17 protein-coding genes and 1 pseudogene are annotated in these 16,926 nt (G+C 71.3%); 9 read left to right on the plus strand and 9 right to left on the minus strand.

Features of this window, described 5'->3' with window-relative positions; all coding sequences use genetic code 11:
- Nucleotides 1–15: 15 nt before the first annotated feature.
- The 3 genes from ACZ7L7_RS12745 to ACZ7L7_RS12755 all read right to left on the minus strand — a co-directional run bounded on the left by ACZ7L7_RS12745 (nt 16) and on the right by ACZ7L7_RS12755 (nt 2,999).
- On the minus strand, nt 16–1,263 hold the full coding sequence (locus tag ACZ7L7_RS12745) for a sensor histidine kinase (protein ID WP_472075783.1): 1,248 nt from the start codon (nt 1,261–1,263) through the stop codon (nt 16–18).
- Nucleotides 1,260–2,138: a hypothetical protein gene (locus ACZ7L7_RS12750; RefSeq protein ID WP_472075785.1), complete on the minus strand. Its 879-nt coding sequence runs from the start codon at nt 2,136–2,138 to the stop codon at nt 1,260–1,262. Before ACZ7L7_RS12750 ends, ACZ7L7_RS12745 begins: the two co-directional genes overlap by 4 nt.
- 87 nt (nt 2,139–2,225) lie before the next feature.
- Nucleotides 2,226–2,999, minus strand: a complete 774-nt coding sequence (locus ACZ7L7_RS12755) for an IclR family transcriptional regulator (RefSeq protein WP_285515456.1) — start codon at nt 2,997–2,999, stop codon at nt 2,226–2,228.
- Nucleotides 3,000–3,130: 131 nt separating this feature from the next.
- On the opposite strand from ACZ7L7_RS12755, the gene ACZ7L7_RS12760 reads away from it, so the two are divergent.
- The 6 genes from ACZ7L7_RS12760 to ACZ7L7_RS12785 all read left to right on the plus strand — a co-directional run bounded on the left by ACZ7L7_RS12760 (nt 3,131) and on the right by ACZ7L7_RS12785 (nt 9,083).
- Nucleotides 3,131–4,660 carry an aldehyde dehydrogenase (NADP(+)) gene (locus ACZ7L7_RS12760; RefSeq protein WP_472075787.1) on the plus strand — a complete coding sequence of 510 codons (1,530 nt, stop codon included), beginning with the start codon at nt 3,131–3,133 and terminating at the stop codon, nt 4,658–4,660.
- Between the two features lie 4 nt (nt 4,661–4,664).
- Complete coding sequence (locus ACZ7L7_RS12765) at nt 4,665–5,273, plus strand: DUF1349 domain-containing protein (protein WP_285515458.1); 609 nt, start codon at nt 4,665–4,667, stop codon at nt 5,271–5,273.
- A gap of 159 nt (nt 5,274–5,432) precedes the next feature.
- Nucleotides 5,433–6,146 carry a DsbA family oxidoreductase gene (locus tag ACZ7L7_RS12770; RefSeq protein WP_285515459.1) on the plus strand — a complete coding sequence of 238 codons (714 nt, stop codon included), beginning with the start codon at nt 5,433–5,435 and terminating at the stop codon, nt 6,144–6,146.
- Between the two features lie 122 nt (nt 6,147–6,268).
- Nucleotides 6,269–7,321 (plus strand): aminotransferase class V-fold PLP-dependent enzyme, encoded by a 1,053-nt coding sequence (locus ACZ7L7_RS12775; RefSeq protein ID WP_285515460.1) that lies wholly within the window; start codon nt 6,269–6,271, stop codon nt 7,319–7,321.
- A gap of 132 nt (nt 7,322–7,453) precedes the next feature.
- A complete protein-coding gene (locus tag ACZ7L7_RS12780) occupies nt 7,454–8,041 on the plus strand; it encodes an RNA polymerase sigma factor (protein WP_285515461.1) in 588 nt (195 codons plus the stop codon).
- Nucleotides 8,042–8,081: 40 nt separating this feature from the next.
- Nucleotides 8,082–9,083, plus strand: a complete 1,002-nt coding sequence (locus tag ACZ7L7_RS12785; protein ID WP_285515462.1) for a maleylpyruvate isomerase family mycothiol-dependent enzyme — start codon at nt 8,082–8,084, stop codon at nt 9,081–9,083.
- A gap of 48 nt (nt 9,084–9,131) precedes the next feature.
- Here the strand turns inward: ACZ7L7_RS12785 and thpD are convergent, their stop codons facing one another.
- From thpD to ACZ7L7_RS12815, 6 genes and pseudogenes are all read right to left on the minus strand, one after another.
- Nucleotides 9,132–10,016: an ectoine hydroxylase gene (thpD, locus tag ACZ7L7_RS12790; protein ID WP_285515463.1), complete on the minus strand. Its 885-nt coding sequence runs from the start codon at nt 10,014–10,016 to the stop codon at nt 9,132–9,134.
- A 6-nt stretch (nt 10,017–10,022) separates the two neighbouring features.
- Nucleotides 10,023–10,427: an ectoine synthase gene (locus ACZ7L7_RS12795; protein WP_285515464.1), complete on the minus strand. Its 405-nt coding sequence runs from the start codon at nt 10,425–10,427 to the stop codon at nt 10,023–10,025.
- A gap of 19 nt (nt 10,428–10,446) precedes the next feature.
- Nucleotides 10,447–11,718 carry a diaminobutyrate--2-oxoglutarate transaminase gene (gene ectB / locus ACZ7L7_RS12800; RefSeq protein ID WP_285515465.1) on the minus strand — a complete coding sequence of 424 codons (1,272 nt, stop codon included), beginning with the start codon at nt 11,716–11,718 and terminating at the stop codon, nt 10,447–10,449.
- A gap of 29 nt (nt 11,719–11,747) precedes the next feature.
- Nucleotides 11,748–12,254 carry a diaminobutyrate acetyltransferase gene (ectA, locus tag ACZ7L7_RS12805; protein WP_285515466.1) on the minus strand — a complete coding sequence of 169 codons (507 nt, stop codon included), beginning with the start codon at nt 12,252–12,254 and terminating at the stop codon, nt 11,748–11,750.
- A gap of 294 nt (nt 12,255–12,548) precedes the next feature.
- A pseudogene (locus tag ACZ7L7_RS12810) lies at nt 12,549–13,084 on the minus strand (DinB family protein).
- Nucleotides 13,085–13,144: 60 nt separating this feature from the next.
- Nucleotides 13,145–14,239: a pyridoxal-phosphate-dependent aminotransferase family protein gene (locus ACZ7L7_RS12815; RefSeq protein WP_285515468.1), complete on the minus strand. Its 1,095-nt coding sequence runs from the start codon at nt 14,237–14,239 to the stop codon at nt 13,145–13,147.
- A 201-nt stretch (nt 14,240–14,440) separates the two neighbouring features.
- On the opposite strand from ACZ7L7_RS12815, the gene ACZ7L7_RS12820 reads away from it, so the two are divergent.
- From ACZ7L7_RS12820 to ACZ7L7_RS12830, 3 genes are read left to right on the plus strand one after another with little or no spacing between them, the layout of a single operon-like run.
- Nucleotides 14,441–15,292 (plus strand): transporter substrate-binding domain-containing protein, encoded by an 852-nt coding sequence (locus ACZ7L7_RS12820; protein ID WP_471428373.1) that lies wholly within the window; start codon nt 14,441–14,443, stop codon nt 15,290–15,292.
- A 4-nt stretch (nt 15,293–15,296) separates the two neighbouring features.
- Nucleotides 15,297–16,130, plus strand: coding sequence for an amino acid ABC transporter permease (locus ACZ7L7_RS12825; protein WP_285515470.1), 834 nt, complete (start codon nt 15,297–15,299; stop codon nt 16,128–16,130).
- Nucleotides 16,127–16,921 carry an amino acid ABC transporter ATP-binding protein gene (locus tag ACZ7L7_RS12830; RefSeq protein ID WP_285515471.1) on the plus strand — a complete coding sequence of 265 codons (795 nt, stop codon included), beginning with the start codon at nt 16,127–16,129 and terminating at the stop codon, nt 16,919–16,921. Before ACZ7L7_RS12825 ends, ACZ7L7_RS12830 begins: the two co-directional genes overlap by 4 nt.
- Nucleotides 16,922–16,926: the final 5 nt, after the last annotated feature.

A 16,926-nucleotide genomic window follows, 5' to 3' on the forward strand; every position in this document is an offset into this window, starting at 1 on the left:
GTCCTTTCGCGGGGTCTACGGGGTTCGGTGCAGCGGCAGGCGCACCCGCAGCCGCCAGATGCCGTCGGCGGCGCCCGCCTCGGCCCTACCGCCCAGCAGCCGGGCCCGGTCCGTGATGCCACGCAGGCCGTGGCCACCGCCCGGGCGGCACGGGGAGGCGGAGCCGAGGGGGTTCTCCAGGGTGATGCCCAGGCACCCGTCCGCGACCTCGATCCGCAGGTCCACGGTGACCCGGTCGCCCCCGTGCCTGAGCGCGTTGCTCAGGCCCTCCTGGACGATGCGGTAGGCCTCCCGGGACACCACCGGGGGCAGTGCTTCCGTGTCGGTGTCCACCCGGGCCGTCACACGCAGGCCGCCCGCCCGCGTACGGCGCAGGAGTCCGTCCAGGTCGGCCGCCAGGGTCGGCGCGGGCGCCTTGCCGGGGGCGTCGTCCTCCCGCAACACCCCCAGTACGGCGTCCAGTTCACCGACCGTGCGCCGCGTGGTCTCCTCGATCGCGGCCAGCGCCTCCCGGACGAACTCCGGGTCGCTGTCCAGGAGCCGGCGGGCCGCGCTCGCCTGGAGGGTCACCGCGCTCAGGGCGTGGCCCACGGAGTCGTGCAGCTCGCGTGCCAGGCGGTTGCGTACGGCCAGGTCGGCGGCGCGTTCCTCGGCCGCCGCGAGCCGGTCCGCCGGGGTGGGCCCGAGCAGCGCCGGGGCCCAGCGGGCGAGCAGGGTCCCCGCGACGGCCGCACAGGCGGCCAGGGCCACCAGGCACGCCGCGCCGCCCACCGGCGCCAGCGCCAGCAGCCACGCCGGATCGTCCGGGCCGCCGATCATGTACGGTCCGAACAGCGCGACCACGGGCAGCAGGATCAGCACGACCGCGAACGGCGGCACCGCCAGCGTCATCCCCGCGATGATCCCGCCGAGCCCGAGATGCAGGGTGAACCAGGCCGCTGTACGCCCCCTCGCCGTCCGGCCGCGCGCGGGGTCGTGGGCGAGCCGGTCCGCCGCCACCCCGCACAGTGCCCGTACCGCCCCGGCTTCCAGCGAGCGGGTCAGCGGGAACAGCGCCGCGGTGAGGGTGGCGAGCGGCAGCCCCACCGCGAACGACAGGAGCTGGGCGCGGATGTCGTAGAAGAGGTACCGGGCGTCCAGGGCGGGTCCGACGATCACCTGGCCGACCAGCACGTACGGCATGGCGAGCGCGCCGCCGAGGATCAGATGGATCCAGCGCCGGCGCGTCGTCCGTCCGAACAGGAACCGGACGGCCCGTCTCACGCGGACCGCCGCCCGAGGAAGTGGACTCCTACGGCGGCCACCAGACTTCCGGTGATCATCTGGCCAGCGTAGGCGAGGTACCGCGACCCCGTGGCGTCATCGGCGGTGACGACCGAGGCCACCGTCAGCCACGCCCCCCAACAGGCCGCCGCACCCGACCCGACCCAGGCGAGCGCCAGCGGCACCCGCACGGGCAGCACCGGGACCCGCCGGAAGGCGAGCACCACGGCGCCGGCCACGCCCGCGAGGAGGAAGAGCACGTCCAGGGCGCGCAGCCACTCACCGTCGTAGGCGGAGCGCAGATGGACGGCGAGGGGGACCACCGAGACCGCGGCGGCGGACAGAGCGGCTGTGCGCGGCCAGGTGCCGAGGCACGCGCCCGGCACCTCCCACATCCGGCCCCGCCACAGATGGCTCCAGCGGTCCCGCGCGTACAGCACGAACAGCGTGCCGAGCGCCAGCCCCTGCACGATGAAACCGCCGTACACCACGCCGAACACCCAGTCGTGGAGGAAGGGTTCGGGGTCGCTGTCCTCGCCCGAGCCGAGGAGGAGCTGGAGCGGGTACCCGGTCATGATCGGCGCGAGCAGCCCCGTGGCGACCCAGACCGGCCCCGCCGGCAGCCACGCCGGCACCCGCAGCCCCCACGGCCGGGTCAGCAGCAGCGCGAGCACGATGACGCAGGCGTCCATCAGCAGCGTGACGGCATTGGCGACGGCCACCGCGCCCCGGTGCTCCAGCAGCACGCTCCCCTCGGGGATCCCGATCCGGCTGCCCGCCAGCCAGGCGGTCTTCAGCCCGAGATACGGCAGACAGGAGACGATCGCGACGGCGCGCAGCGGCACCCGCGGCGGGGTGAGAAGCGGCGAGGTCATGCCCCTACGCTCCCGCGCGGTCCGCCCCCGGCACGTCCCGCCCGCCGACGATCCCCCTCCGCCGCACGGGGGAGAGGAAGATCGCCCTCAGAGACGGCGCGTGGCCAGCGTCAGCCGGTCCCGCGCGTCGAACAGGGCGTCCTTCACGAGCTGTTCGTGCGCCGGGGTCAGCCGCGCCACCGGGATCGAGCAGCTGATCGCGTCACGGGCCGGGGTGCGGTACGGGATCGCCACGCCGAAGCAGCGCAGGCCCAGCGTGTTCTCCTCGCGGTCCACGGCGAAGCCCTGCTCGCGGACCTGGTGCAGCTCCTCGATCAGCTTCTCGCGGTCGGTGATGGTGTTCTCGGTCAGTGCCGCAAGCGTCTCCGGGAGCAGCTTGCGGACCTGCTCGTCGGTGTACGTGCTCAGCAGCGCCTTGCCGAGGGACGTCGAGTGCGCGGGCAGCCGGCGGCCGACCCGGGTGAAGGGGCGCAGGTAGTGCTGGGACTGGCGGGTGGCCAGGTAGACCACGTTGGTGCCGTCCAGGCGGGCCAGGTGGATGGTCTCGGTGGTGTCGTCCGACAGCCGGTCCAGCGTGGGCCGCGCCGCCGCCACCACCTCGTCGCCGTCGATGTAGGAGGTGCCGACCAGCAGCGCCCGCACCCCGATGCCGTACCGCGTGCCGGTCGCGTCGGTCTCCACCCAGCCCAGCTCCACCAGCGTGCGCAGCAGCATGTACAGGCTGGACTTGGGGTAGCCGACGGCCTCCTGGACCGCCGCGAGGGAGTGCATACCGGGGCGGCCGGCGAAGTATTCGAGCAGTTCGACCGTCCGTACCGCGGACTTGACCTGCGCGCCGCCCCCCGTCTCGCCTGCCGACATCGCGCTTGACCCCTTCGTTCGACGGGAAATAGTCTCACCAGCGTATTCACCATGAAAGACAGCGTTCAGTATATCGAACAACCCTGGTGAATGACCCAGTACTGCGGCAATACAGTGTGGAGGGACCCGCGGTGGCAGCAGCACCAGTCTGGAGTGTCGACCCCCGAACCGGGAAGCAGCGCGAACAGGTTGCGGTGGAGGCCACAGCCCAGGAGGTGGACGCCGCCGTCCGCGCCGCCGACCAGGCACGCGGCGCCCTCACCGACCGCGCCGTCCGGGCCGCCTTCCTGCGCACCGCGGCCGAGCGCCTGGAGGCCGCCAGGGACCAGCTCGTCGAGGCCGCCGACGCCGAGACCGCGCTCGGCCCGGTCCGGCTGACCGGGGAACTCGCCCGCACCTGCTACCAGCTGCGCGCCTTCGCGGACATCGTTGACGAGGGCGCCTTCCTCGACGTCGTCATCAACCACCCCGACGACACCGCCACCCCGCCCGTCCCCGACCTGCGCCGCTACAAGGTGCCGCTCGGCGTGGTCGCCGTCTACTCCGCCTCCAACTTCCCCTTCGCCTTCTCCGTCGCGGGCGGCGACACCGCGAGCGCGCTCGCCGCGGGCTGCCCCGTGGTCGTCAAGGCCCACCCCGACCACCCGGCCCTGTCCGAACTGGTCGCCAAGGTGCTGCGCACCGCCGCCGAGGCGCACGGCGTCCCGGCCGGTGTCGTCGGCCTGGTCCACGGCTTCCAGGCGGGCATCGCCCTCATCGAGCACCCGCTGGTCTCCGCGGCCGGCTTCACCGGCTCGGTACGCGGCGGCCGTGCCCTCTTCGACGCGGCGGCGGCCCGGCCGGTCCCGATCCCCTTCCACGGCGAGCTGGGCTCCCTGAACCCCGTGCTGATCACCGAGGCCGCCGCCGCCGAGCGCGCCGAGGCCATCGGCGCCGGACTCGCGGGCTCCATGACGCTCGGCGTCGGACAGTTCTGTGTGAAGCCCGGCCTGGTCCTGGCGCCCGCCGGAGCCTCCGGGGACCGCCTGGTCAAGTCCCTCACCGACGCCGTCAGCGACACCGACCCCGGAGTCCTGCTCGACCACCGGATGCGCGACAACTTCCTCGCCGGGGTCGCCGAGCGCACCGAACTGCCCGAGGTCGACTCCCCGGTCACCCCGGGCGCCGGCGGCGAGCACACGGTCAGCGCGGGCTTCCTGACCGTCCCGGCGGAGAAGCTGACCCAGGACGGCGCGTACGACCTGCTGCTGGAGGAGTGCTTCGGCCCGGTCACCGTCGTCGCCCGCTACGAGGACGAGACCGAGGCCAAGGCAGTGCTCTCCCGGCTCCCCGGCAACCTCACCGCGACCGTCCACCTGTCCACCGAGGAGGCCGCGGGCCAGGGACGCGGCCCCGAACTGCTCGCCGAGCTGACCCCGCTGGCCGGACGCGTCCTGGTCAACGGCTGGCCGACCGGTGTCGCCGTGGCCCCCGCCCAGCACCACGGCGGCCCGTACCCGGCGACCACCTCCACCTCCACCTCCGTCGGCGGCACCGCCATCGAGCGCTGGCTGCGGCCCGTGGTCTACCAGGGCGCCCCCGAGGCGCTGCTGCCGCCGGAACTGAGGGACGACAATCCGCTCGGACTTCCGCGCAGGTACAACGGCCGTCTGGAACGCTGACCGGATGGACCTGGAACTCCCCGAACTCCCCTTCCTCCTGCGCACCTACGGCCCCGACGGCCACTGGTCCTACGAGGACGGCGTACTCACCGGATGGGCGGGCGCCCGGACCGACCGGTTCGTCCCGCCCACCGGCGAGGCCCTGGACCCCGCCACTGACGCGCCCCGGCTGCTCGGCTCGCCCGAGGGCGACTTCCAGCTGATCGCCCGGGTCACCGTCGGCTTCGCCGGGGCCTTCGACGCCGGGGTGCTCTACGTGCATGTCGCCGAGCGGGCCTGGGCCAAGCTGTGCCTGGAGTACTCCCCGGACGTGCCCACCGTCTGCACGGTGGTCACCCGGGGACACTCCGACGACGCCAACTCCTTCACCGTCGAGGGCAGTTCGGTGTGGCTGCGGGTCAGCCGCACCGGGCGGGCGTTCGCCTTCCACGCCTCCCGGGACGGCAAGGGGTGGACGTTCATCCGGCTGTTCACGCTCGGTGACGAGAAGGCGACGGGTGCGGCGCTGGTCGGCTTCATGACGCAGTCACCGCTGGGGGAGGGGTGTGTCGTGACCTACGACCACCTGGAGTTCCGGGACAGCTGGCCGAGTGAGCTGCGGGACGGGAGCTGACGGTTTTGGGGCTGACGGTTCCGGGGTTGCCGGTTCCGGGCCGCCGGTTCCGGGCTGCCGGTTCCGGGGCCGCGGGAATGAACCCGGCCGCTTGAATGTTCACCTACCTTTGCGGAGGGAGTCTCCGTATACGGACGTTCGAGCGGAGAGCCGAGAAGAATGCGCGTCGAGATCTGGACGGACATCGCCTGTCCCTGGTGCTACGTGGGAAAGGCCCGCTTCGAGAAGGCGCTCGCGGCCTTCCCGCACCAGGAGCAGGTCGAGGTCGTGCACCGCTCCTTCGAGCTGGATCCGGGCCGGGCCAAGGACGACACCGCCCCGGTGATCGCGATGCTCGCCAAGAAGTACGGCATGAGCGAGGCGCAGGCCCAGGCCGCCGAGGACAACGTCGGCGCCCAGGCCGCCGCCGAGGGCCTCACCTACCGCACCCGGGGCCGTGACCACGGCAACACCTTCGACATGCACCGGCTGCTGCACTTCGCCAAGGAGCACGGCCGCCAGGGCGAGCTGATCCAGGCCCTGTACGAGGCGAACTTCGCCGAGGAGGAGTCCGTCTTCGGCGACGACGAGCGGCTGGTGAAGCTGGCCGTGGGCGCGGGCCTGGACGAGACCGCCGCCCGTGCGGTGCTCGCCGACCCCACCGCCTACGCCGACGACGTCCGCGCCGACGAGCGCGAGGCGGCCCAGCTCGGCGCGAACGGCGTGCCGTTCTTCGTCGTCGACCGCAAGTACGGCGTCTCCGGCGCCCAGCCCTCGAACGTGTTCACGCAGGTACTCACCAAGGCGTGGGACGAGCGGTCCCCGCTCACGCTCATCGACCCGAGCCAGGGCGAGGCGTGCGGTCCCGACGGGTGCGCCGTGCCGCAGAAGTGACGGCGGCGGGCCGGGGCGGCTCCGGAAAGCCGCAGGTCGGGGCGTATCTATAAGAAGCGCTTAGCGAAACCCCGTAAAAATTCGCAATGGACGGGGAGTTCTCCGGCCTCCAGAGTGGTCCCATGGAGACCTTCGAGAGCCTCGTCCGTGCCGAGTTCGCCCCGGAGAACACCTTCCTCAACACCGCGAGCAACGGCCTCCTGCCGGCCCGCACCGTCGACGCCGTACAGGCCGCCGTGCGGTTGCGGGCCGAGGGACGGCCGCTCGGGTCCCTCTACGAGGACGTGGAGGAGGTCCGCGCCGCCTTCGCCCGGCTCTCCGGTGTGCCCACCGAGCGGGTGGCGCTCGGGACCTCGGTCGCCGAGTACGGCGCGCTGATCGCCGCCGCACTGCCCGCCGGGGCCGAAGTCCTCACCGCCGAGGCCGACTTCGCCTCCCTGGTGAACCCCTTCCACATGCGCGGCGACCTGAAGGTGCGGGCCGTGCCGCTGGAGCGGCTCGCCGAGTCGGTGCGCCCGGAGACCGCGCTGGTCGCGGTCAGCGCCGTGCAGTCCGCCGACGGGCGGCTCGCGGATCTGGCGGCGGTGCGCGAGGCGGCCCGCGCCCACGGGGCCCGTACCTACGTCGACGCCTCCCAGTCGGTGGGCTGGCTGCCGCTGGACGCCGGCGCGCACGACTTCGTCGCCGCCGTCGGCTTCAAGTGGGTCCTGGGACCGCACGGCAGCTCCTTCTTCGTCGCGCCCGAGGACTTCGGCGAGCTGACGCCGCTGCTGGCGGGCTGGGTCGCGGGCGAGGTCCCGTGGGACAGCTGCTACGGCCCGGTCCAGGAACTCGCCCACTCGGTGCGGCGGTTCGACGTCAGCCCCGCCCTGTTCACCTACGCGGGCCTGCGCGCGTCGCTCTCTCTGATCGAGGAGCTGGGCATCGACGCGATCCACACCCACGACGTGGGCCTCGCCGACCGCTTCCGCACCGGCCTGGCCTCCCTCGGCCACACCCCCGTCCCGTCCCCCGGCTCGGCCGTCGTCTCCGTCCCGGGTCTGGGCCACCGCCAGCCCGAGCTGAGCGAGGCGGGCATCGAGGTGTCCAACCGGGCGGGCAACCTGCGTGCCGCGTTCCACCTGTACAACACGGCCGCCGACGTGGACCGGCTGCTGGACGCCCTGTCCTCCTGAGCCCTGGGCGGGGACGTTCCGCCTGCGACACACGGGCACCGACGTGACCGGCCCCTGACCGCCTGTCGTCCTGAACCACTGGCGCGGCCCCGGCCGGGACGCTAGGAAAGGGGAGTGGAGTCCACGGGCGAAATGCCGTCGAACCCGGCCGCCGACGAGGAGCTGCACCGGCGGCTGGTGTACGGCGACGAGTCCGCGCTGGCCGAGGTGTACGCGGCGTACGTACCGCTGGTGCGCCGGATCGCGGTGCGGGTGACCCGTACCCCGGGCGCCGCCGAGGACGTGGCGCAGGAGGTCTTCGCCCACCTGTGGAGCAGGCCGTACGCCTTCGACCCGCGCCGTGGCTCGCTGCGCACCTGGCTGTCTCTGCTCGCGCACCGGCGGGCCGTGGACTGGGTGCGCGGCGAGGCCCGGCACCGCAAGCACGCCCACGCCGACGACGACGCCCTGCGCGCGGTCCCGGAACCCGGGCCCGGACCGGACGAGACGGTCGTGGACCGGGAGCGCACCCTGCTCCTGCACAGCGCGCTCGCCGAACTTCCCGAGCCGCAGCGTCAGGTGGTGCACCTCGCCTATTTCGCGGGCCGCACCTACCGGCAGGCCGCCGTGGAGCTGGGCATTCCCGAGGGCACCGCCAAGTCCAGGCTGCGCACCGCACTGCGCTCGCTGGCCGAAACGCTGGCCGACCCACCCGACCCCGCGCGGGCAAGAGGCGCATGATGGCAGTAGGTGTCCGTGCTCCACGGGAAGGAGGCGTTCGGTGACCGAGCACGAGGACGTACGCGAACTGCTGGCCGCCTGGGCCTTCGGCGCCCTGGACGCGGCCGACGCCGACCGGGTCCGGCCGCACCTGGCGGGCTGCGAGAGCTGCGCGGCGGAGGCGGAACGGCTGCGTGAGACGGTACGACTGCTGGACGGCCCGCCCATCGGCGGACTGCCCGCCCGCCCCGCCACCGGACTCCCGCCCGCGTTGCTCGCCCGCCGCCCCACCGCGCCTCGCACCGCCGCCCACGCCGCGCCCTACGCCGCCGCCGTCCAGGCGCTACGGGCACTGCTCCCCGAGGCGGAGGGCCGCTGGACCACGCCGGTCGTGCACGACTGGGACGTCCACGCCACCGTCGCCCACCTGATGGCCGCCGACGAGGCACTGGCCGGCCGCCTCGGCATCCCCGCGCGGGTCCCGGAGACCGTGCTCCCGCAGGACATGCGCTGGGAGGACGCCTGGGACCGCCGCACCGCCGACGTAATCGCCCACGAGCACGCCCGTACGCCCGGGGAGACGGTCGCGTCCTGGTCCGGGCAGGCGGACGCGCTCCTTGCCACCCCCGAGGCCCGCGACCCCGAACTGGCCGCGCGCGCCGAGCTGTTGATGGGCCTGCGCCTCCCGGTCGCCGACCACTTCGCGGTCCGGGCCTTCGAGACGTGGATCCACACGGACGACATCGGCCGCGCCCTGGGCCTGGTGGTTCCCCCGCCCCCCGAGCCCCACCTGGACCAGCTGGTCCGCCTGGCGGTTCGGGTCCTGGGCCTCGCCCTCGGCCCCGAAGCACCCCCGGTGCTCTTCTCCGTCACCGGCGGCGAGGAGTGGGTCCTGGGCTCGTCGGCCGAGCCCGTCGCCGCCGAACTCACCCTGGACCCGGTCGACTTCTGCCTCCTCATGGGCGGCCGAACGGCCCCCGAGGAGGTCCCGCGCGGCGCCACGGGCGACGCGACCGCCGTCCGGAACGTACTGGAGACGGCCGCGTCGCTGGCGTGGCTGTAGCGGGCCAGTGGACCGGTGTGAAGTCCCCGGACCCCGGCTGTGGGGTGCTCACCGCACCGGAGTGAAGTCCCTCGCCCCGATGAACTCCGGACGCCGGACCGGGGCCGCGAACGGCTCGACCGCCTTGTTCTCCACGCTGTTGAAGACGATGAAGACGTTGCTGCGCGGGAACGGGGTGATGTTGTCGCCCGAGCCGTGCATGCAGTTGCAGTCGAACCAGGTGGCCGAGCCGGCCCGGCCGGTGAAGAGGCGGATGCCGTGCTCGGAGGCCATCCTGGTGAGGGCCTCGTCGGACGGGGTGCCCGCGTCCTGCATCTGGAGGGACTTCTTGTAGTTGTCCTTCGGAGTGGCACCCGCGCAGCCCAGGAACGTCCGGTGCGAGCCCGGCATGATCATCAGGCCGCCGTTGGTGTCGTAGTTCTCGGTCAGCGCGATCGAGACGGACACCGTGCGCATGTTCGGCAGGCCGTCCTCGGCGTGCCAGGTCTCGAAGTCCGAGTGCCAGTAGAAGCCGCTGGCGCCGAACCCGGGCTTGACGTTGATCCGGGACTGGTGGACGTACACGTCGGAGCCGAGGAGCTGCCGGGCGCGCCCGACGACCCGCTCGTCGCGCACCAGCCGCGCGAACACCTCACTGATCCGGTGCACTTCGAACACCGACCGGATCTCCTTGGACTTCGGCTCGATGATCGAGCGCTCGTCGGCGCGGATCTCCGGGTCGGTGACCAGCCGCTCCAACTCGCCGCGGTACACGGCCACTTCGTCGTCGGTGATCAGCTGCTCCACAGGGAGGAAGCCGTCACGCTCGTACGCCTGGAGCTCCGGGCCGGAGATCGGGCCCGGCGTGCCGGGCGCGGACCACACCACCGGGTCCTGGCGCGGGAGCGTCACCTCGGTGGCGCCTCGGCTGGGGTACAGATCGGTCATCGTCATGATGCGTCACACCTCCTCGGGTTCGGTGAGCAGCGGATACACGCCGTTCTCGTCGTGGTCCTCCCGGCCGGTCACCGGCGGGTTGAAGACACAGATGCAGCGGAAGTCCTCCTTCACCCGCAGCGTGTGCCTCTCGTGGCCGTCCAGCAGGTACATGGTCCCGGGCGTGATCGAGTGGGTCAGCCCGGACTCGTGATCGGTCAGTTCGGCCTCGCCCTCGACACAGACGACCGCCTCGATGTGGTTCGCGTACCACATCGACGTCTCCGTACCCGCGTACAGAATCGTCTCGTGCAGGGAGAACCCGACCCGCTCCTTGGCGAGGACGATGCGTTTGCTCTCCCAGGTGCCGGACGCCGCCTTCACATGCCGGTCGGTGCCTTCGATGTCCTTGAACGAACGGACGATCACAGTTTCGGACGCCTCCTGATCAGATGGTTTCTCGGACGGCACGGGCGAGCACGCTCAGGCCCGCGTCGAGTTCCTCGGGGGTGATGGTCAGCGCGGGCAGCAGCTTCACGACCTCGCCCTCCGGGCCGGACGTCTCGATCAGCAGCCCGAGTTCGAAGGCGCGCCGCGCGATCCGGTCGGCCCGGTCCTTGGCGTGGAACTCCAGCCCCCACACCAGCCCGCGGCCCCGGTACTCCTTCACATCGGCGAGGTTCTCCTCCGTGATGGAGATCAGCGCCTGCTCGACCTGCTCACCGCGGGCCCGGGTCTGCTTCTCCATCGCGCTGCCGTCGGCCCAGTACGTCTGCAGCGCGGCGGTCGCGGTGACGAAGGCGGGGTTGTTGCCGCGGAACGTGCCGTTGTGCTCGCCCGGCTCCCAGATGTCCAGCTCCGGCCGGAACAGGCACAGGGACATGGGCAGCCCGTAGCCGCTGATGGACTTGGACACGGTGACGATGTCCGGGGTGATGCCCGCCTCCTCGAAGGAGAAGAAGGCGCCGGTACGGCCGCAGCCCATCTGGATGTCGTCGACGATCAGCAGCATGTCCTGCCGCTCGCACAACTCCTTGAGCGCGCGCAGCCATTCGGGCCGGGCGACGTTGATGCCGCCCTCGCCCTGCACGGTCTCCACGATCACCGCGGCGGGCTTGTTCAGCCCGGACCCCTGGTCCTCCAGCAGCCGCTCGAACCACAGGAAGTCCGGGACGGTGCCGTCGAAGTAGTTGTCGAACGGCATGGGCGTGCCGTGAACCAGCGGAATCCCGGCCCCGGCCCGCTTGAAGGCGTTGCCGGTGACGGCGAGGGAACCCAGCGACATCCCGTGAAAGGCATTGGTGAACGAGACAATGGCCTCGCGCCCCTTGACCTTCCGGGCGAGCTTCAGCGCGGACTCGACGGCATTCGTTCCCGTCGGCCCCGGGAACATGACCTTGTACGGCAGGTCCCGCGGCCGCAGCACCAGGTCCTGGAAGGTCTGCAGGAACGCCCGCTTCGCACTGGTCGACATGTCGAGCCCGTGCGTGACGCCGTCCCGCTCCAGATAGTCGATCAACGCCCGTTTCAGGACCGGGTTGTTGTGCCCGTAGTTCAGTGAGCCGGCCCCGGCGAAGAAGTCCAGGTACTCGTGGCCGTCCTCGTCGTACATGCGGCTGCCCCGCGCACGGTCGAAGACGGTGGGCCAGCCTCGGCAGTAGCTGCGCACCTCGGACTCCAGGGTCTGGAAGACGCTGAGGTCGGGCTGGGTGATGGTCACGACGAATCGCTCCTCGTTGCGTGGGGAGGTCAGTGGGGGAGGGGACCGATGCGGTAGAGGACCTCGGGGTCGTGCGGCCCGTCGGGGAACAGGCCCGCCTCGAACAGCACCTCGCGCTCCAGAGCGGCGCCGTGCCGCTCGGCGAAGGAGGTGAACAGCCGCTCGGAGGCGGTGTTTCCGGGCGTGATGGTGGTCTCCACGCCGGTGACGCCGTACGCGCTGCCGACCCGTGCGACGAGCCCGTCGAGCAGCGCGGCGGCGATGCCGCGGCCGCGATGGGCGTCGTCCACCGCGACCTGCCAGACCAGCAGGGTCCGGGGCCGGGCGGGCCGGATGTATCCGGTGACGAAGCCGACCGGCCGCCCGTCCTCGTCGCGGGCGACCGCCGAGGTGCCGGCGAAGTCCCGGCACCACAGCAGATAGCTGTAGGACGAGTTCAGATCGAGCGTCCTGGAGTCCTTGGCGATACGCCACAGCGCGGCGCCGTCGGTCACCGTCGGCCGGTCGATTTGCAGGTCTGCTTGTGCGGCAGTCATGCGAATTGAACTTACCGAGCAGAATTCAAAATTGCATGGCGGGGAGGGGTTACGCGAGCAGGGCGGATGTGTTATCCGCGCGAGGGTCGTACTGTCCCGATATGCACCGTGCGATTGGTGCGAACCGGACGTGATGTTGAACGCGTCACAGTCATGTAATCTCGCCGAATCGTGCCCGAATTAGGCCCGCTTCGGCGCGCACAAAATCTGTGCGTTTACGCTCGCGGAAACCGGGAAGAAGAGAACAGGAAGCTGCTCTGATAAAGAATTCAAGAATTATCGCGGAGCGTAAATTCAGGTACCGGTCGTGCCGTCGATGCGCTCGCGCAGGATGTCGGCGTGCCCGGCATGGCGGGCGTACTCCTCGATCATGTGCAGATACACCCACCGCAGACTGACCTCGGCCCCACCGAAGGGCCCGCCCCCGGGGATGCGCCCGACCTCGTCGAGCCCCCGCCCACCGCACACGGCCCGCCCCAACTCGATCTCCCGCCGCCACACGGCGAGCGCCTCCTCCAGCCCCCGCTCCTCGCTCAGCGCATACCCGGTCTCGTCCCCGAATACGGTCTCCGCCCCGACGTCCCCGAACGCCCGCCGGAACCAGTTCCGTTCCACCTCGGCCATGTGCTGCACAAGCCCAGCAGCGTCAGCGCGGACGGCTCCGCGGAGGCTTCCCGAACCTGCGCGTCATCCAACCCGGCGCACTTGACCTCAAGGGTGCCCCGATGAAAGTCCAACCACCCTTCGAGCATGGCCCGTTCGTCCCCGAGACGAGGAGGCACGACACGTCCGTCGGGGAGGGTGGCGGGGGTGCGTTCGTCAGTGGTCATGGTCCCACCATGGCCGATACGGCAGCGCTCCGGTACGCCAACACCGGACACATCCGCCCGCTACCGCCCCCGCACCGCCCGCCGAGCCCCCTCCAAGTCAACCCGCACCCCGAACTCCCCAAGAGCCGCGCCAAGGGCGGCCAGGCAGGACTCCACCACGTCCAGGCGGGCGGCCGGGCCGTAGTGGTTCACGCGGATCATCTCGCCGGACAGGGCGCCTCCGCCCGCCGCGAGCGGCAACTCGGGGTTCAGGCTCAGGGCCTTGGCCACCACCGCCGAGGCGTCGACGCCGGACGGGGTGCGCAGGGTCGTCGCGACCGGGGCTGCCTCCGTCGCCTCGTACACGTACGGCTCCAGACCGCCGCCCAGGGCGACCGCTCCCGCCCGCGTCGCCGCCGCGGCCGAGGCGTGGCGGGTCATCAGCGACTCCAGGCCCTCCTCCTCGATGCGGGCCAGGCAGGCCTCCAGGGCGAGCATCTCCAGCTGTGCCGGAGCGTGCAGCAGGGCGCGGCGGCCGCTGTCGATCCAGCGTTCCTTCCAGTCCAGGAGGGAGAGGTAGGAGCGGCGCGGTGCCCTCGGGTTGGCGGTCATACGGGCCCACGCCCGTTCGCTCACCGATACCGCCGACACCCCGGCTGGGCCGCCCATCGCCTTCTGGGCGCCGATCACGCACAGGTCCACGCCCCACGCGTCCGGCAGCACAGGCTCCGCGCCGATCGAGGCCACCGCGTCCAGGTAGAACAGCGCCCCGTGCCGCCGTACCACCTCGCCGATCTCCGCCACCGGGTTGGTGTTGCCCGTCGCCGCCTCCGCGTGGACCAGGGAGACGAAGTCGATCTCCGGGTGCTCGGCGAAGGCGTCGGCGATCTGGGCGGCCGTGACCGCCGTGTGGAAGGGCACCGCCAGGTCGATCACCTCGGCGCCGCAGTCCCGCAGCCAGTCGCCGAAGGTCTGGCCGTAGGGGCCGGTGATCACGTTCAGGGCTGTCGTGCCGGGGGCCGCCGTGCCGCGGATCGCGCCCTCCAGGGGCAGGAGTGCCTCGCCCTGCATGATCACGACGTCCTGTCGTGTGTCCAGCAGCCGGGCCACCCGCTCCTCGATCGACGCGAACCGCTCCGCGCTCAGGGGGGCGAGGTCCAGGAAGGGGTGGGTCACGGCGGTGCTCTCTCTGCTCGGCCTGCGATCGACGACGTCGTCGAGCGTAATGCCCGCCCGCGCCCCCTACGACTGCCGCTCGCCGGCCCCTCCGGTTGCGAGTTCTTAGGCCAAACGCCTCCCTAACCATCGGTTTGATTTGAGAGACTCAAACTTCTCCTTATAATCGGAACGCACAGTTCCCCCACAGGAGGCTCCTCCGTGAAGACGACCCTCGGGCGCCGGACCCGCATTCTGGCCGCAACCACCGCGACGGCCGGGCTGGTGTTCGTGGTCGGCTGTTCCTCGGACGACGACGGGGGCAGCGGCTCCAAGACCGCCGCCGGTGGCGTCGAACTCGTCAAGGCGGGGCAGCTCACCACCTGCACGCACCTGCCCTACCCGCCCTTCCAGTCGGAGATCGACGGCAAGGTGCAGGGCTTCGACGTCTCCCTCATCGACCTCGTCGCCGAGGACCTGGGCGTCAAGCAGGCCATCCTCGACACCCCCTTCGAGAACTTCAAGACGGGCGCGTTCCTCAACTCCGGTGAGTGCGACCTCGCCGCCGCCGGTATGACCATCACCGAGGAGCGGAAGAAGAACGTCGACTTCTCCGACCCGTACTTCGAGGCCACGCAGGCCGTGCTGGCCGACAAGGACGCCGGGATCACGTCCTTCGCCGACCTGAAGGGCAAGAAGGTCGGCGCCCAGGCGCAGACCACCGGTGAGGACTACGCCAAGAGCCAGGGCCTCGACCCCGTCTCCTTCGAGTCATCCGACGCCGTCCTCAACGGACTGCGCACCGGCCAGGTCGACGCCGTCGTCATCGACTACCCGGTCGTCCAGGGCTGGCTGAAGGACAAGGCCAACGCCGACGCCTTCGTGGTCGCCGAGCAGATCAACACCGGTGAGCAGTACGGCTTCACGGTGAAGAAGGGCAACGCCAAGCTCCTCGCCGCCATCAACAAGGCGATCGCCGGCGCCAAGGCCGACGGCACCTACAAGGAGATCTACGAGAAGTGGATCGGCCCGTACGACGAGTCCGCCGCCTCGCCGTCCGCGTCGGCATCCTGACCCCATGGCCGACACCGACGTACCGATCCAGCCGAAGAAGAAGGGACTGACCCGGCGCCAGAAGCGCCGGCTGTCCCGCGGCATCCAGTACACGGTCTTCGTCGCGGCCCTGATCGCGCTCGCGGTCACGGCCGACTGGGACCGCCTCCAGAACCAGTTCGCCCAGGCGGACATCGCCGAGCAGATGTTCCCGGACATCATCACGCTCGCGCTGAAGAACACCGTGCTGTACACCGTGTCCGGCTTTGTCTTCGGGCTGGTCCTCGGCATGGTGATCGCGCTGATGCGGCTGTCCTCCGTGGGCCCGTACCGCTGGTTCGCCGGGATCTACATCGAGATCTTCCGCGGTCTGCCCGCCCTGCTGATCTTCATCTTCATCGGCGTGGCCATCCCGCTCGCCTTCCCCGGCACGGAGATCCCCGGCGGAACCTACGGAAAGGTCGCCCTCGCGCTCGGCCTGGTCGCCGCCGCGTACATGGCCGAGACCATCCGCGCGGGCATCCAGGCCGTACCCAAGGGACAGCTGGAGGCGGCGCGCTCGCTGGGCTTCTCGCCCGCCCGCGCGATGGTGTCGATCATCATCCCGCAGGCGTTCCGGATCATCCTCCCGCCGCTGACCAACGAACTCGTCCTGCTCTTCAAGGACTCCTCGCTGGTCCTCTTCCTCGGTGTCACCCTGGAGGAGCGCGAACTGTCCAAGTACGGCCGTGACCTGGCCAGCACCACCGCCAACTCCACGCCGATCCTCGTCGCCGGCCTGTGCTACCTGCTGGTCACGATCCCGCTCGGCTTCGTCGTGCGCCGTATGGAGGCCAAGGCCCAGGAGGCCGTGAAGTGACGACCCGACCCGAGATCCGCGTCAAGGACCTGCACAAGTCCTTCGGCGCCAACGAGGTCCTCAAGGGCATCGACCTGGAGATCCGGCAGGGCGAGGTGGTCTGTGTCATCGGCCCCTCCGGCTCCGGCAAGTCGACCCTGCTGCGCTGTGTGAACCTGCTGGAGGAGCCCACCCGGGGCCAGGTCTTCGTCGGCGGTACGGAACTGACCGACCCGGACGTCGACATCGACGCCGTGCGCCGCCGCATCGGCATGGTGTTCCAGCAGTTCAACCTCTTCCCGCACCTGACGGTGACCGAGAACCTCACCCTGCCGCAGCGCCGGGTCCTCAAGCGGGGCAAGGCCGAGGCGGCGAAGGTGGCCGCCGAGAACCTGGAGCGGGTCGGCCTCGCCGAGAAGGCCGCCGCCTACCCCGCCTCCCTGTCCGGCGGTCAGCAGCAGCGCGTCGCCATCGCCCGCGCCCTCGCCATGGGCCCCGAGGTGATGCTCTTCGACGAGCCGACCTCCGCGCTCGACCCCGAGCTGGTCGGCGACGTCCTCGCGGTCATGCGCATGCTGGCCGACGAGGGCATGACGATGATGGTCGTCACCCACGAGATGACCTTCGCCCGCGAGGTCGCCGACCGGGTCGTCTTCATGGACGGCGGCGTCATCGTCGAGGACGGCAGCCCCGAACAGGTCATCGGCAGCCCCGGCCACGAGCGCACCCGCCACTTCCTCTCCCGCCTCCTCGACCCCGCGATGGCCGAGGTGGAGGAGGGGACCGGCGACCAGGTGGGGAAGTCCGACTGACGGCT

The sequence above is a fragment of the Streptomyces sp. NPDC110618 genome (assembly GCF_055657065.1).

Coding starts and splice junctions, on each gene's coding strand:
- ACZ7L7_RS12775 (WP_285515460.1), top strand. CDS start 6,269: ATGGAGACCTTCGAGAGCCTCGTCCGTGCCGAGTTCGCCCCGGAGAAC.
- ACZ7L7_RS12765 (WP_285515458.1), top strand. CDS start 4,665: ATGGACCTGGAACTCCCCGAACTCCCCTTCCTCCTGCGCACCTACGGC.
- ACZ7L7_RS12825 (WP_285515470.1), top strand. CDS start 15,297: ATGGCCGACACCGACGTACCGATCCAGCCGAAGAAGAAGGGACTGACC.
- ACZ7L7_RS12755 (WP_285515456.1), bottom strand. CDS start 2,999: ATGTCGGCAGGCGAGACGGGGGGCGGCGCGCAGGTCAAGTCCGCGGTA.
- ACZ7L7_RS12750 (WP_472075785.1), bottom strand. CDS start 2,138: ATGACCTCGCCGCTTCTCACCCCGCCGCGGGTGCCGCTGCGCGCCGTC.
- ACZ7L7_RS12770 (WP_285515459.1), top strand. CDS start 5,433: ATGCGCGTCGAGATCTGGACGGACATCGCCTGTCCCTGGTGCTACGTG.
- thpD (WP_285515463.1), bottom strand. CDS start 10,016: ATGACGATGACCGATCTGTACCCCAGCCGAGGCGCCACCGAGGTGACG.
- ectA (WP_285515466.1), bottom strand. CDS start 12,254: ATGACTGCCGCACAAGCAGACCTGCAAATCGACCGGCCGACGGTGACC.
- ACZ7L7_RS12780 (WP_285515461.1), top strand. CDS start 7,454: ATGCCGTCGAACCCGGCCGCCGACGAGGAGCTGCACCGGCGGCTGGTG.